Source organism: Kitasatospora cinereorecta, from assembly GCF_024172095.1.
Lineage (GTDB): Bacteria > Actinomycetota > Actinomycetes > Streptomycetales > Streptomycetaceae > Kitasatospora > Kitasatospora cinereorecta.
Genome location: NZ_JAMZDX010000005.1, coordinates 534,398 through 548,784, shown reverse-complemented (window position 1 = coordinate 548,784; position 14,387 = coordinate 534,398). Strand labels below are relative to the sequence as shown.

The 14,387-nt window shown below is 72.1% G+C and carries 14 protein-coding genes and 2 pseudogenes; 4 read left to right on the top strand and 12 right to left on the bottom strand.

The genetic code is table 11. The annotated features are described in order from the left end of the window. Window positions 1-70: 70 nt before the first annotated feature. From FHR36_RS28110 to FHR36_RS28090, 5 genes are all read right to left on the bottom strand, one after another. On the bottom strand, window positions 71-2,056 hold the full coding sequence (locus FHR36_RS28110) for a carbohydrate binding domain-containing protein (protein WP_253801568.1): 1,986 nt from the start codon (window positions 2,054-2,056) through the stop codon (window positions 71-73). 213 nt (window positions 2,057-2,269) lie between these two features. Then, window positions 2,270-3,061 (bottom strand): ABC transporter permease, encoded by a 792-nt coding sequence (locus FHR36_RS28105; RefSeq protein WP_253801566.1) that lies wholly within the window; start codon window positions 3,059-3,061, stop codon window positions 2,270-2,272. Then, window positions 3,058-4,074, bottom strand: coding sequence for an ATP-binding cassette domain-containing protein (locus tag FHR36_RS28100; RefSeq protein ID WP_253801563.1), 1,017 nt, complete (start codon window positions 4,072-4,074; stop codon window positions 3,058-3,060). Before FHR36_RS28100 ends, FHR36_RS28105 begins: the two co-directional genes overlap by 4 nt. An 85-nt stretch (window positions 4,075-4,159) precedes the next feature. After that, window positions 4,160-5,005 (bottom strand): DUF4097 family beta strand repeat-containing protein, encoded by an 846-nt coding sequence (locus FHR36_RS28095; protein WP_253801561.1) that lies wholly within the window; start codon window positions 5,003-5,005, stop codon window positions 4,160-4,162. Window positions 5,006-5,090: 85 nt separating this feature from the next. Then, window positions 5,091-5,609, bottom strand: a complete 519-nt coding sequence (locus tag FHR36_RS28090; RefSeq protein WP_253801557.1) for a hypothetical protein — start codon at window positions 5,607-5,609, stop codon at window positions 5,091-5,093. Between the two features lie 400 nt (window positions 5,610-6,009). On the opposite strand from FHR36_RS28090, the gene aroA reads away from it, so the two are divergent. Then, complete coding sequence (gene aroA / locus FHR36_RS28085; RefSeq protein ID WP_253801554.1) at window positions 6,010-7,245, top strand: 3-phosphoshikimate 1-carboxyvinyltransferase; 1,236 nt, start codon at window positions 6,010-6,012, stop codon at window positions 7,243-7,245. A 16-nt stretch (window positions 7,246-7,261) separates the two neighbouring features. Here the strand turns inward: aroA and FHR36_RS28080 are convergent. After that, window positions 7,262-7,467, bottom strand: a pseudogene (locus FHR36_RS28080) (transposase family protein); the annotation flags it as partial. Window positions 7,468-7,619: 152 nt separating this feature from the next. Here FHR36_RS28080 and FHR36_RS28075 point away from each other — a divergent pair. Next, window positions 7,620-8,024 (top strand): DUF8467 domain-containing protein, encoded by a 405-nt coding sequence (locus FHR36_RS28075; protein ID WP_253801549.1) that lies wholly within the window; start codon window positions 7,620-7,622, stop codon window positions 8,022-8,024. A 124-nt stretch (window positions 8,025-8,148) separates the two neighbouring features. On the opposite strand, the gene FHR36_RS28070 is transcribed toward FHR36_RS28075, so the two are convergent. Then, complete coding sequence (locus FHR36_RS28070; RefSeq protein ID WP_253801547.1) at window positions 8,149-8,373, bottom strand: hypothetical protein; 225 nt, start codon at window positions 8,371-8,373, stop codon at window positions 8,149-8,151. A gap of 182 nt (window positions 8,374-8,555) precedes the next feature. Between FHR36_RS28070 and FHR36_RS28065 the strand changes: the two are divergent. Further along, a pseudogene (locus FHR36_RS28065) lies at window positions 8,556-9,049 on the top strand (IS701 family transposase); the annotation flags it as partial. 29 nt (window positions 9,050-9,078) lie between these two features. Here FHR36_RS28065 and FHR36_RS28060 read toward each other — a convergent pair. From FHR36_RS28060 to FHR36_RS28040, 5 genes are all read right to left on the bottom strand, one after another. Continuing rightward, the gene (locus FHR36_RS28060; RefSeq protein WP_253801544.1) at window positions 9,079-9,729 is read right to left on the bottom strand and encodes a Pr6Pr family membrane protein; all 651 of its coding nucleotides are present in this window, start codon (window positions 9,727-9,729) and stop codon (window positions 9,079-9,081) included. A gap of 140 nt (window positions 9,730-9,869) precedes the next feature. Next, window positions 9,870-10,529, bottom strand: coding sequence for a response regulator transcription factor (locus FHR36_RS28055; protein WP_253801541.1), 660 nt, complete (start codon window positions 10,527-10,529; stop codon window positions 9,870-9,872). Continuing rightward, window positions 10,526-11,749, bottom strand: a complete 1,224-nt coding sequence (locus FHR36_RS28050) for a sensor histidine kinase (RefSeq protein WP_253801538.1) — start codon at window positions 11,747-11,749, stop codon at window positions 10,526-10,528. Before FHR36_RS28050 ends, FHR36_RS28055 begins: the two co-directional genes overlap by 4 nt. Continuing rightward, window positions 11,746-12,720: a hypothetical protein gene (locus FHR36_RS28045; RefSeq protein ID WP_253801536.1), complete on the bottom strand. Its 975-nt coding sequence runs from the start codon at window positions 12,718-12,720 to the stop codon at window positions 11,746-11,748. Before FHR36_RS28045 ends, FHR36_RS28050 begins: the two co-directional genes overlap by 4 nt. Before the next feature lie 97 nt (window positions 12,721-12,817). Then, window positions 12,818-13,081: a DUF1876 domain-containing protein gene (locus FHR36_RS28040; RefSeq protein ID WP_253801534.1), complete on the bottom strand. Its 264-nt coding sequence runs from the start codon at window positions 13,079-13,081 to the stop codon at window positions 12,818-12,820. A 167-nt stretch (window positions 13,082-13,248) separates the two neighbouring features. Between FHR36_RS28040 and FHR36_RS28035 the strand changes: the two genes are divergently transcribed. Then, window positions 13,249-14,355, top strand: coding sequence for a CaiB/BaiF CoA transferase family protein (locus tag FHR36_RS28035; RefSeq protein ID WP_253801986.1), 1,107 nt, complete (start codon window positions 13,249-13,251; stop codon window positions 14,353-14,355). The last annotated feature ends 32 nt before the right edge of the window (window positions 14,356-14,387 follow it).

The window sequence follows — 14,387 nt, the reverse complement described above, 5'->3', positions numbered from 1 at the left end:
CGCGACGGCGGCCCGGTCGAAACCTCCGACCGGGCCGCCGCTGCGGTTCCGGGCTGCTGCGCTGCTGCGCTCAGGAGACCTGGCTGACCGAGACGTCGTCGCAGTAGCCGTACCCGGTGCCGCTGCGGGCGTAGCAGTAGATCCGAGCCGTGGTGGCGCCCGCCCCGGTGGTGAAGGTGGTGGAGCCGTACGCGTAGCCGGTGGCGGTGAACGCCGCCCGGGTGGTGGAGCCGACGGCGTCGTACTGCTTGACGCCGAGCGAGAGTTCGCTGCCCGTGGCCGACACCCGTCCCCAACCGCTCAGCCGGTACGTGGTGTTCGGCCTGACGGCGATCACCTGCTCGGCCGCCGCCTGGGCCGGGCCGACCCGTACGGCGTAGCTGCCGGAGTGGGCGCCCGCACCGTCGAGGACCACGCCGCCGTAGGACGTCCAGGGGCCGAGCGCGCCGCTCTCGAAGCCGCCGTTGCGGACCGGGTCGGCCGGTGCGCAGGAGGTGTCGGTGAAGGAACTCGCCTGCTGGAAGCCGATGTCGGGCCGGCAGACCTGCGGGACGGCGGCGCCGAACCAGTCGCTGCCGCCGTTGTCCGGCACGCTCGCGCCCGCCCCGCGGGCCGGGGAGCCGACCGCGAGCGCGTATTCGACGGGGGCGGTGCCGCCGGGGTTCACCAGCTTCGGGTCGGCGGTGACCTTGCCGGGGTCGGCGGGCTCGTCGGCCGGGTGGTTGCCCCAGAAGAGGTTGGAGTCCCAGGTGAAGTCGCCCGGCTTGTAGGCGTTGCCGCCGAAGCCGGTGTATCCGCCGGTGCCCAGGTTGGCGAAGAGATTGCCGCTGAGCCGGGTGGTGGAGGTGCCGGAGCCCTGCTGGATCACCGGGGTGGTCGAACCGGCCGGCAGGTAGACGGTGTTGTTGTACACCTGGGCGCCTCGCTCGCCGACGGCGAAGAGCCAGCGGCTCCGGTCCGCCCGGCTGAGGTTGTAGCGGACCACCGTCCCGGTGGAGCTGGACCCGGCGCCGCACGCCCCGCAGAACAGCAGGAAGCCGCCGTCGTTGTCGTGGCTGTCGTTGTACTGGATCAGGGTGCCGTTGTTGCCGTAGTCCGAGTCGAAGGCCATCCCGTCGTTGCTGTCGGAGAGCCGGCGGACGTGGTGGACCTCGTTGTACTGGATCGTGGTGTGGTCCGAGTTGATGGTCCAGATACCGGCGTTGGAGCCCATCGGGCGCATTGCGATGTCGTACGCGGTGTTGTGCTCGACCAGGGCGTGGTCGGCGGCGCGCACCACGATGCCGTCCCCGCCGGTGTCGCTGACGGTGTTGCCGCGGAACACCAGGCGGGTGTTGGCCCGCCAGTTGACGGTGGTGCCGCAGCCGTCGCCGGTGCCGTAGCTCGGCCGGCACATCCAGGTGGTGCGGTTGGTCAGGCCCTCCCGGTCGACGTGCGCGATGGTCGAGTTCTGCACCAGCACGTCGTCGAAGTCGGTGGGTGTGGTGGTGCCGGAGACGCGGAACTGGATGCCGTTGGACCACTTGGTGGCGTCGCCGTTCACGTCGTGCACGTAGACGTCGTCGACCACGTAGTGGGTGCCGACGCCGTCGGGCAGGTCGGCGATCTCGACCAGCAGGCCGTTGCGTTCGCGCTTGGTGGCGGAGGTGTCCGGGAAGGTGATCTCCAGGTCGCGGATCTCCCACTGCTCGACGTCGAAGAGGTGGACGGCGGCGTTCTCGGCGGAGGCCGGGTCGCCCGCGACCACCGGGCGGGCGGTGCCGGTGCCGTACGCGGCCAGGGTGATCGGTGCGCCGGCGGTGCCGGAGCCGTGCGGGGCGAGGGTGCCGGTGCAGGTGGCGCCGCGCTTGAGCAGCAGGTGGTCACCGGGCTGGAAGACATGGGCGTCGGCCGTGGCCAGGCTGTTCCACGGGGCGGCCTGGCTGCCGTCGCCGTCCGAGGCGGCGGAGCAGTCCAGGTACCAACTGGTCGGGGTGGTCGCCCCGGCGGTGGGGATACCGGGCAGGAGCAGCGCGGCGGTGACGAGACCGGTGAGCGCGGCACGGTGCAGGAGCATGGTGGGGACTCCCGAGAACGGAGGGGTGGGGTGGGCGCCCGTCCCGCACCGTAGGTTGGCCATCTGATCGAGTCAATACATGGAGACCGTTTCGATCAAACCTCGATCGAATGATGCAAATTGATCGGGCAACGGGAACGGGCGGCGCACCTCGACGCGGGGGTCGGGGTGCGCCGCCCTCGGGCAGAGCGGGTGGAGCAGAAGGCGTGGGTGTCACTTGGCGCCGCGGTCGTACACCGCCTTGGACCAGCGGTAGCCGAGGACGGTGAGGCCGAGGCACCAGGCCAGGGCGATCCACCAGTTGTTGCCGATCGGGGTGCCGAGCAGCAGGCCGCGCAGGGTCTCGATGGCCGGGGTGAACGGCTGGTACTGGGCGATCGGCTGGAACCAGCCCGGCATCGCGTGGACCGGCACGAAGGTGCTGGAGATCAGCGGCAGGAAGATCAGCGGCATGGCGTTGTTGCTCGCCGCCTCGGCGTTCGGGCTGATCAGGCCCATCCCGACCGCGATCCAGGTGAGCGCAAGGGCGAACAGCACCAGCAGTCCGAACGCCGCGAGCCAGTCCAGCGCGGTGGCGTCCACCGAGCGGAAGCCGATCGCCACGCCGACGGCGCCGACCAGGACCACGCTCGCCACCGCCTGCAGCACGCTGCCGGCGACGTGTCCGACCAGCACCGAGCCGCGGTGGATCGCCATGGTGCGGAAGCGGGCGATGATGCCCTCGGTCATGTCGTTGGAGACGGAGACCGCGGTGCCGATCGTGGTGCTGCCGATGGTCATCAGCAGGATGCCCGGCACCAGGTAGGCCAGGTACTCGGTGCGGTCGGCGTGGCCGCCGCCGAGGCCGGCGCTCATCGCGTCGCCGAAGACGAAGACGAAGAGCAGGAGCAGCATGACGGGTGTCAGCAGCAGGTTCAGGGTCATCGACGGGTAGCGGCGCGCGTGCAGCAGGTTGCGGCGCAGCATCGTGGACGAGTCGCGGGCGGCGAGGGTGAGGGAGCTCATCGGACGGCCTCCTTGGTCTGGTCGGTCGGGGTGGTGCCGCCGGTGAGGGCGAAGAACACGTCGTCGAGGTCGGGCGTGTGCACGGTGAGTTCGTCCGCCTGGACACCGGCGGCGTCCAGCCGGTCGAGGACGGCGCGCAGGTCGCGCTGGCTGCCGTCGCTGGGGATCTGCAGGGCCAGTGCCTCGTCGTCGCGGGCCGCGCCGGACATGGCCGTTCCGGACAGGGCGGCGGCGGCCGAGTGGTAGGCGTCCGGGTCGGTGAAGCGGAGCCGGACGTGGCCGCCGGGGACCAGCCGCTTCAGTTCCTCGGCGGTGCCCTCGGCCACGATCCGGCCGTCGTTCAGCACCGCGATGCGGTCGGCGAGTTCGTCGGCCTCCTCCAGGTACTGGGTGGTGAGGAAGACGGTGACGCCGCCGGCGACCAGCTCGCGGATGATCCGCCACATGGCGTGCCGGGACCGCGGGTCGAGGCCGGTGGTCGGCTCGTCGAGGAAGATGATCCGCGGGTTGCCGACCAGGGTCATGGCGATGTCGAGGCGGCGCTTCATGCCGCCGGAGTAGCTCTGGGCGGGCTTCCGGGCGGCCTCGACGAGGTCGAAGCGCTCCAGCAGCTCGGCGGCGACGCGCCGCCCCTCGCTCCTGGGCAGGTGGTGCAGGTCGGCCATCAGGAGCATGTTCTCCTCGCCGGTGATCAGGCCGTCGACGGCGGAGAACTGGCCGGTGACGCCGATCGCGGCGCGCACCCCGTCCGGGTCGGTGGTGAGGTCGTGGCCGGCGACCCGGGCCTGCCCGCCGTCGGCGCGGATCAGGGTGGAGAGGATCTGCACGGTGGTGGTCTTGCCGGCGCCGTTCGGGCCGAGCAGGGCGAACACGGACCCGGCCGGGATGTGCAGGTCGATCCCGTCGAGCACGGTCTTGTCGCCGTACGACTTGCGCAGTCCGACGGCGGAGACGGCGGCGGGTGCCTGCGGACCGCCGGTCATCCTGGGCGTGGGCATGACAGAAGAAGGCATGTGGCCCTCCCGTTCGAAGGCTGGGGCGAGTGGAATGGACTGGAGCGGAGCGGCTGGGCTCGGGGCGTCCGGCGCCCCGGCCGGGTCAGGACGTGGCGCGGAGGATGTCGATGTTGCCGTGCCGGGTACGGGCCCGGACCTTGACGGTGTCCTCGCTCCGCTCCGGGTCGTCGGTGGTTGCGAGCGAGTTGCGCACCTGCCCCGAGCCCGAGCTGACGTCCAGCCAGGCAGCCGTACCCCGGCGGATGCCGACCTCGATCGCGCCGTAGGAGGTCTCCAGCTGGACGGTGCCGCGGACCACCTCGCCCACCCGCAGGGTGCCGTGCGCGGTGGTGGCGGTGACCGAGTCCTCGGCGCGGCGGATGTCGATGTCGCCGTTGGCGCCGCTCACCCGCAGCTCGCCGGTGGCGGCTCCGACCATGGTCGAGCCGTGCGAGTTCTTCAGCACGGCGGACCCGTCCACCACGCCGACCCGCATGCTGCCGGAGCTGGTGGTGATCTCGGCCGACCCGTCGACCCGGTCCACGGTGATCGAGCCGTGCGAGGCGGTCAGCCGCAGCGGGCCGGTGGTGTCGAGGCGGGTGTCGCCCGACGAGGTCTTCACCCGGACCTCGCCGAGCCGGCCCTCGCCGAGCACCTGGGCCCAGGAGCCGGTCATGTCGACGTCCGAGCCGGCGGGCAGCTCGATCGTCACGTCGACCGTGCCGGGCCGGCGGAGGGTGTTGCGGAACTTGGGCGTCCGGACGGTCAGCAGGCCGCCGGCGTACGAGACCTCGGTCTGCTCGACCGCGCGCAGGTCCCGGTCGAGCTTCGGGTCGCGAGGCCGCACCTCGACCACGGTGTCGGCGCGGTCCGCCGCGCTGAACCGGATCGAGCCGGCCTCCACGTGGGCGGTGACCGAAATCGGCTCGGGAGTGTCGAAAGAAGGCATGGCTGTACCGTCCTCATGGGTCCTTGGGACGTCCCCGCTGGTGGGACGTGGTGTGGGGTGGAGCGGTGCAGGGCGGGTACGCGGGCTAGCGCACCCAGCCGGTGAAGCTCTGGCCGACCGTGCGGGACGGCTCCGACGGGCGCGGCTGCGCACCGCCGTCGACCGCCGCCGACACCGCCCGCACCAGCCACGCGTTGACCGACAGGCCCTCACGGTTCGCGGCCTCCTCGGCGCGCGTCTTGAGGTGGGCCGGCAGGCGCAGATTGACGCGGGCGGTCCCGCCCTCGTCGGAGTCGGCGGGAATCGGGGCCCTCAGCGGCTCCGCCGACGGAGCTGCCGCCTCCGCGGGGCCGGTGCCGGCGGGCGGCAGCGTCACCACGAAGTCGGGGTCGAGTCCGCGCAGCCGTACGTCGACCGAGCCGGGGGCGAGCTCGCGGGTGATCTCGTCCATCGCGGCGGAGAGCACGTTGAGCATGGTCAGCCGGGTCGCCGACTCCAGGGGAGCGGTGAGCCGTTCGGCCAGCCGGCGGGCGTCTTCGCCGCCGGCCTCGGCGGCCACCGCGAGTTCGCGGCGGAGGGTGTCGACATACGGCGTGAGGTCCATGACGTAGATAGTGGCACCACATTGGCGCCATGGCAAGCGCTGATGGTGCCACTTGTGGCGCTGGCGCGGTGTCACCTGCTCTGAGCTGCGGCGATGAGGAGAAATTCGTGGAGCCCGCAGTGGTGTCGTACGGGTTTCAGTGCCAGCGAGAGGTGGGATGTGGTGCCATCTGGCGCCAGGTGGTGTCACTGCTGGCGGCAGTGGGTGCGGAGAGTGCCCGATGCCGCACGGCTGCCAGGGGGTCACGTGGCGCCACGTGGTGCCATGTGGTGCCACAGTCGGTGGATCGGCTCCCGCAGCAGCCGCTGTCCAGGTGGTGGAACGGACCGTGGCCCGCGTCCGCCGCACGGCAGGATGAGCCCGAACCACTCCACCGCCCCCACCTGTGAAGAGGACTCCCGTGACGGTCGTCGAGATACCCGGATCGAAGTCGGTCACGGCCCGCGCACTCTTCCTCGCCGCGGCCGCCGAGGGCACCACCACCCTGCTGCGGCCGCTGAGTTCGGACGACACCGAGGGCTTCGCCGAGGGGCTGACCCGGCTCGGCTACCGGGTCGCGCGCGACGAGCGGGAGTGGCGGATCGAGGGCCGGCCGCAGGGCCCCGCCACCGACGCCGAGGTGTACTGCCGGGACGGCGCCACCACCGCCCGATTCCTGCCCACCCTGGCGGCCGCCGGCCACGGCAGCTTCCGCTTCGACGCCTCCGAGCAGATGCGCCGCCGCCCGCTCGGCCCGCTCACCGAGGCGCTGCGCACCCTCGGCGTGGAACTGCACCACCAGGAACGCGAGGGCCACCACCCGCTGCGGATCGAGGCCCGCGGGGTGGCGGGCGGCGAGGTGACCCTGGACGCGGGCCTGTCCTCGCAGTACCTGACCGCGCTGCTGCTGCTCGGCCCGCTGACCCGGCAGGGCCTGCGGATCACCGTGACCGACCTGGTCTCCGCGCCGTACGTGGAGATCACGCTGGCGATGATGCGCAGCTTCGGGGTGCGTGTGGAGCGGGACGGGAACGTCTTCACCGTGCCGCCGGGCGGCTACCGGGCGACCGAGTACCGGGTTGAGCCGGACGCCTCCACCGCGAGCTACTTCTTCGCGGCCGCCGCGGTGACCGGCCGCGAGGTGACCGTGCCCGGCCTCGGCCGGGGCGCGCTCCAGGGCGACCTGCGCTTCGTCGAGGTGCTGGAACGGCTCGGCGCCAAGGTCGAGCTCGGCGCCGACCGGGTGACGGTCGGGGGCGCCCCGGGCGGGCGGCTGACCGGCGGCACGGTCGCCATGCGGGACATCTCCGACACCATGCCGACCCTCGCGGCGATCGCCCCGTTCGCCACCGCCCCGATCCGGATCGTCGACGTCTACAACACCCGGATCAAGGAGTGCGACCGGCTGGACGCCTGCGCGGAGAACCTGCGCCGGCTCGGCGTGGACGTGGCCACCGGCCGGGACTGGATCGAGATCCGCCCCGGCACCCCGCAGCCCGCCGAGATCTCCACCCGCGGCGACCACCGGATCGTGATGTCCTTCGCGGTCACCGGCCTGCGCACGCCCGGCATCACCTTCGACGACCCGGGCTGCGTCCGCAAGACCTTCCCCGACTTCCACCGCGCCTTCGCCGCCTGGGCGGACATCGAGGGCTAAGTGATCTTCAGCGCGGTCGAGCAGCCGCCGACTTGGATACGCCCAACAGCAGCGCCAGCTGGCGTAGCGTCAGGTTCGTTCGCCAGTAGGCGGCGACCAGCAGAACCCGGTCTTCCAAAGGCAGGCCCCATGGCCGGCCTGGACGGACGCGTCGGCGCCCTCGCGGTGCATGACTGTCAGCAGCTTGCGAAAGTCGCGTGGGCAGAGCCCCGTGATCCTGATTCATCGGGAGGTGCGGGAGCAGGCCAATTGCAATGTATCCGAAAAGGCAACCCGGATGGGCATGTCGAAGAATGAAGCGTGTAGCTGAAATATTCCTGACGGTCGACGATGAGGAGTTGCTTATTTCTGCGATTAGGTCGAGGTTTAAATCGATGCGCATCATCGATTCGGTCCCGTGGGAGAGGGGCGACCTTCCCTCGACGAGAGAGTCCATGGCGGACTGCGGCAAGCTGGTTTCCATTTGGAATTCAGATACGCACCCCGTTCTGCCGTCGGAAATTCGAACGAACGGGAAGATTTATGGGCCCCAGGTCGGCCCGGTCGTGCAGTGGGTCCGCAGCGTCGAGGGTCCACCGGGAGCTCTGCAGGTCGGCCGTTGGGCCGCATCGGTCGATCAGGCAGACGCATCCATGGCGGGATTTGTCAAAGAACTGTGGAGGCTGCTGACTCTCCATACATTCAGAGAGAAAGGATTCTTCATAGGGGAGGGCGCTCTCGCTCTCGCCAATTCGGGAGAGATCAACCTCCATGCCGGATATTTGCGCGTACTGCCCTGATGTGCATCTTCGGAATTAGTGGATCCGGCATTTTCTTGCGAGCTCGCCGCGTCAATCCATGTAGCGCCAGAAGGCTGATGCGGCAGATGTATCGTGATCTTGTCGACGAGTGGCCCTGGGGCGTCTACCCCGCCGACCCGCCTGCCGGATCCCCTGTGCCGTCGACGACCGAACGAACGCACCTCATCCAGTCTTCCCAGGCGGCGGGGTCCGTCGTCCCGCCGTCCGCCTGGATGTCGATGTCGCCCAGGAGCGTGAGAAGGTCGTCCCCGGCGCGGTTCGCGAACTGCCACACGAACCGCGACATGGCGACGAAGGCTTCGCGCTCGTTCAACTCGTAGCGACTCATCAGGGCTTTCCATCCTCGGGCGGAGCCCAGTAGTTCAGGGCCGGGAGTCGTGATCTTGCTCGCCTGGGCAACAGTGCGGCCACCGAAGATGATCGTGGTTTGTGAAGACAACGAAGGATCAAACAGTGGCTGCGGGTCACAGCGTAGACGTCGAACGACGGCAGGCGATGTTCGAGGGCCTGATGGGTCGTGTCGCAGGTCGGTTCGCCCGGGTGGAACCCCGCCGCCGGGCCCGCTCGCTCGTGCTGGGGCTGCTGTCGGACCTGCCGCGCAACAACTGCTGGACGATCGCCGAGCACGCCGGGGCCACTACCTCACACGGGATGAAGCACCTACTGGGCCGAGCCAAGTGGGATGCCGGCGCGGTCCGCGACGACATCCGCACCTACATGGTGGACCACCTGCGCGATGAGGAGGCGGGCCTCGTTGTGGACGAGACCGGCGATCTGAAGAAGGGCACCACGACGGTCGGCGCCCAGCGCCAATACGCCGGCACCGCAGCAGGATCGAGAACGCGTAGGTAGCGGTCTATCTCGTCTACCCCGCGCAGGCCGGACACGCCGCCATCGACCGGGAGCCGTACGTCCCGCGCTCCTGGACCGAGGACCGCCAGCGGGGCGCGTCGGCTGGCATCCCCGCCGATGTGGGCTTCGCCACCAAGCCCGAGCCCGCGACAGCCACTACCTCAGGCATTGCTGTCATGGCTCAGGAGAGCTCGGCGGCCGGCCGGCGGGCGAAGACCCGGGTGCCCAGGCGGTCGAGGCCGACCACGGCGGCGGCGAGGACGACGAACTCCACGGTCAGCTGGCCGATCTGGCCGGCCACCCAGGCGTAGCCGTGCTCGGTCGGGTCGAGGAAGAAGTACGGGTACTTGAGCGGGAAGCCGGGGAAGAGGATGGCCCGGGTCTCGGTCACGATCGCGTACCCGAGCGGGAAGGCCAGCCACAGCGGCAGGTCGCGCCAGCGCGAGGCGTTGCGCGGCTTCAGGCACAGCCAGTCGATCATCACCATGACCGGCGTGGTGTAGTGCAGCAGGAAGCTCGACCAGTGCGCGAGCCGGTCCGGGCCCGAGGTCAGGCCGGGCAGCGGGTTCTCGCCGTGGTTGAGCAGCACGTGGGCGACGATGCCGGTGATGGTGATGAACAGGACGGCGGCGCCGCGCAGCCGGGGCGCGGGCGCGTCCACGGTGCCGCGCTTGACCATCCAGTACGCGGCGCCGAGGAAGTAGCCGAGCACGATCACGTTGCTCTCGATGGTGAAGTACACCAGCGAGCTGTTGGTCAGGACCAGACCGAGTCCGGCGGAGAGGGCGATGGCCAGGCGCCACCAGAGTGCGGGGCGGGTCCAGACGTTCATGCGGTCACCGGTGTTCCAGTCGTACGGTGCCCCCCGTGGGCACGATCGATCGGCCCAATCTACCCGCCGGTAGGAGGGGGGTGGAAGCGGCGCCGTTCACCCGGCCGTCACTCTGTGGTCATCCCGGAGGCGTCGTAGGGTCATCGCGGCCGGACGAATCCCGACTCGTACGCGGCGATCACCGCCTGGGTGCGGTCGCGGGCGCCGAGCTTGGCCAGCACCGCCCCGACGTGCGTCTTCACCGTCTCGGTGCCGATCAGCAGCCGTTCGGCGATCTCCCCGTTGGTCAGTCCGGCGGTGATCAGCCTGAGCACTTCGCCCTCACGCTCGGTTAGGCGGTCGATCCGGTGGCCGGCGGTCCGGTGGTCGGCGGTCCGGCGGAGCTCGCGGTGGGCGGCGAGGTCGCGCACCGCCGCCGGGAAGAGCAGCGAGTCGCCGTGCGCGGCGAGCCGGACGGCGTGCACCATCTCCTCCGCGCGGGCCCGCTTCAGCAGGAAGCCGGCCGCGCCCGCGCGCAGCGCCTCGTACACGTAGTCGTCGTTCTCGAAGGTGGTGACCACCAGGATCCGCGGCACCGGTCCGTCTCCGGCGACCAGCCGCTCGGTGGCGCGGATGCCGTCCACCCGGGGCATCCGGACGTCCATCAGCACCACGTCGGGCCGCAGTTCGCGTACCAGTGGCACCACTTCGTCGCCGCTCGCGGCCTCGCCGACCACCCGCAGGTCGGGCTCGGCCTCCAGCACCACCCGCAGGCCGGTGCGCACCAGTCGCTCGTCGTCGGCGATCACCACGCTGATCACGGGCGGCCGTCCAGGGCGTCCAGCGGGAGTTCGGCGGCCAGGCGCCAGGCGGTGCCGGAGTCCACCGGGCCGGCGGTGAAGCGGCCGCGCAGCGCGTCGGCCCGCTCGGCGAGCCCGCGCAGGCCGCGTCCGCCGCCGGGCCGGCCGGGGCGTCCGGCGCCGATCGGGTTGGTCAGTTCCACGTCGAGGTGTCCTTCCCTTCGGTCGATCCTGAGGTCGGCCCGCACCGGCCCGGCGTGCCGCAGGACGTTGCTGAGCCCCTCCTGGACGATCCGGTACGCCTCGCGGGAGAGGGTCCCGTCCAGATCGGCCAGGTCGGTGATGCCGGGCCCGAGTTCGGTGGTGACGGTGACACCGGTGAGGGCGAGTTGGCGCAGCAGGACGTCCAGGTGGGCCAGGGTGGGGCCGCCGCTGCCGGTGACCTCCTCCTCGCGCAGCAGGCCGAGCACGGTGTCCAGTTCGGCGACTGCGGCGCGCGCGGTCTCCTCGATCGCGGCCAGCGCCTCGGCGGCGAAGGCCGGGTCGCGGTCCAGCACCCGCCGGGCGGCGGCGGCCTGCAGTGAGACCGCGCTCAGCGCGTGCCCCACCGAGTCGTGCAACTCCCGTGCCAGCCTGTTGCGTTGGGCTAGTACTACGGCCCGCTGCTCGGCCTCGGCCAGTCGCTCGGCCGGGGTCGGGCCGAGCAGGTGCGGGGCGGTGCGGGCCAGGGCCGCCCCGGCGCCCGCGCTGACCAGGACGGGCAGGGCCAGCAGGCCGGCCGCCAGGGGCAGGGCGGGCGGGTGCGGGCCGAAGTAGCGTTCCAGGCCGGCGTTGTCCGGGTCCAGCAGCAGGGTGAGCACGGCGGGCGGGACGGCCAGTGACATTCCGGAGACCACCCCGCCGAGGCTCAGGTGCAGCACGAACCAGAGCGCGGTGCGGCGGCGCGCCGACCAGGAGCGGGCCGGCGCGGTCGCGAGTTCACCGGCCGCGCCCGCACACAGGGCCCGCGCGGCGGCGGATTCCAGCACCCGCACCACCGGCACCAGGGCGGTGACGGCGGCCGCCGGCAGTGCCACGGTGAACGCGGCGAACTGCAGCAGGGCGGTGTGGCGCGGGCCGCCGCCCGGGGCGGCGGTGGTCACCACGACCAGGGCCAGCAGGAAGAACGGCGTCAACAGGGCGCCGCCGAGCACCAGATGGACCCAGCGCAGGGCCGCCCGCCGTCCGATCAGTGCGCTCACCCGGCTGACTCTATGTCAGCCCGCGCAGACGCGTGTTCGACCAGGGTGAGGGCGCCGATCACCAGCAGGAACAGTCCGCCGGCCACCTGGGCGGCGTCGGCCAGCAGGGTGGCGGCGGGGACGGTACGCTCCGCCCCGGCGCCCGCCGAGACGGCGTCCGCCAGGAAGATCCAGGCGCCCCAGGCGAACATCGAGCCGCCCGTGACCCATCCGGTGGCCAGCAGCGGCGCCAGTCGCCGCTCCGGCCGCCACCGGAACGCCAGGGCGAGGGCCGCCGCGCACGCCACCGCCGCCGCGAGGCCCGACACCCCCTGGGTGAGCCGCAGCCCCCGCCCGGCCTCGGCCGCGGTGCCCGCCGCCAGCCCGAGCGTGCCGCCGACCGACCACAGCAGGTGGAGGCCGACCGCCGGCGCCGCCAGGACGGCCGCCGCGCAGGCCAGGACGCGCTGCAGGGGCAGCGTCGAGGTGCGCGGCAGCCCGCCGATCCGCTCGCGCAGCAGCGCCGCCCACCGCTCGCGGGCGTACAGCGCGAACCCGGCGAGCAGGGTGACGCCCTGGACGGCGAAGCCGCCGTACACCAGCGCGTACACCCAGGGCCGCAGCCAGGCCTGCTGCCCGTGCGACGGCTCGGGGCCGAGCAGGGCGTCGGCGCCGAGGGTGAGTGCCAGGGCGGCGATCAGGGTGGCGAGCAGGCCGGTGGCCACCCACATCGGGAAGACCGGCAGCGCGGCGGGCAGTCGGCGGCCCCAGGGGCGGACGAAGGCCAGCGCCAGGGCGACCGCGACCGCGTCCATGGCGAAGGTGAGCAGGTTGAGCACCCAGAGCGTGGAGTCGTCGGTGAAGCCGGCGCCGACCACGCCGACGGTGGAGCCGGACAGCCAGAGCAGTTTGAGCGTCAGATAGGGCGCGGTGGCGGCGACCGCGACGCCGGCCAGGAGGCGGCGCGCCGTGCCGCCGGAGGTGAGGTCCATGACCTCGACTCTCCCGGCGGCCGGCGGGCGCCGCGTCGTTCCTGGTCCCGATCCGGCTCCCTCGCGCGGGGGAGCCGGATCTGCGCCCCGCTGGGGGTCAGAAGATCAGGTGGGCCTGCTGGTGGGTGCGGTTCTCGATCCCACCGGCGGCCTTGTCGACCAGTTCGTGGGCCAGGTTGGAGCAGGCCCGGGCGGCCGCGAGTTCCTCGCCGATGGTGGAGTCGGGGGAGTCGTCGGGGTTGCGGCGGGCGATGCCGATCCCCCGGACGCCGGGGGCGCTGAAGCCGCTCAGCGAGGCGGTGCAGGTGGTGCGGTTGTCGTCCTCTTCGAAGTTGAGGTCGACGATCCAGTGGTTGCGCATCGTGGATCACCTTCTCGGCGAGGAGATCGTCAGCCCCCAGAATCCGCCCGCCGGCCGCGGTTGGCAAGAGCTGGCCGACCCGTCGCCCGAGGCCCTTGTTACCGGCGGGTCACCTATCTATCATCACGACTGTGACAGCTTCACTGTCAAACATCGAGGGAGAGCCGATGGGCCCGCTCGCCGGGGTGCGCGTGCTGGAACTGGCCGGCATCGGGCCCGGCCCGTTCGCCGCCATGCTGCTGGCCGACCTGGGCGCCGACGTGGTCCGGGTCGACCGCCCCGGACCGCCCGCGCTCGGCCCCGCCCCGGCGGACGACCTCACCAACCGCAACAAGCGCTCCGTGGTGGTCGACCTCAAGTCGCCCGGCGGCGCGGACCTGGTGCTCGACCTGGCCGCCCGGGCCGACCTGCTGATCGAGGGCTACCGCCCCGGCGTCGCCGAACGGCTCGGCGTCGGCCCCGAAGCCTGCCTGGCCCGCAACCCCGCCCTGGTCTACGGCCGGATGACCGGCTGGGGACAGGACGGGCCGCTCGCCCCCCGGGCCGGCCACGACATCGGCTACCTGGCGACCGCCGGCGTCCTCGGCATGATCGGCGAGCCGGACGGGCCCCCGGCGATCCCCGCCAACCTCCTCGGCGACTACGCCGGCGGCTCGCTCTACCTCGTCGTCGGCCTGCTCGCCGCCCTGCACCATGCCCGCGACACCGGCACCGGACAGGTGGTGGACGCGGCCGTCGTGGACGGCGCCGCCCACCTCACCACGCTGCTCTGGGGCCTGCTCGCGGCGGGCCAGTGGCACGACCGCCGCGGCGTCAACCTGCTCGACGGAGGCGCGCCCTTCTACGGCACCTACCGCACCTCGGACGGCGGGTACATGGCGGTGGGCGCCCTGGAGCCGCAGTTCTGGGACGAGTTCACCGAACTGCTGGAACTCGGCAAGGACGCCCCCGACCGGGGCGACTTCGCGCTGTGGCCCGGGCTGCGGGACGACATCGCCGCCCGCTTCGCCACCCGCACCACGGCCGAGTGGACCGCAGTCTTCGAAGGGTCCGACGCCTGCGTGGCCCCGGTGCTCTCGATGCGCCAGGCCGCCGAACACCCGCACCTGACCGCCCGCGGCACCTACACCACCCGGCAGGGCCACACCCAGCCCGCCCCCGCGCCGCGCTTCTCCGCCACCCCCGGCGCGCTGCGCCGCCCACCCGCCCGGCCGGGCGAGCACACTGCCGAGGTGGCCCGCGACTGGGCCGTCCCCGGGCTCGACCCGTCCTGAGCGCCCCCCTTCCGCGAGAGGAACCACCCACC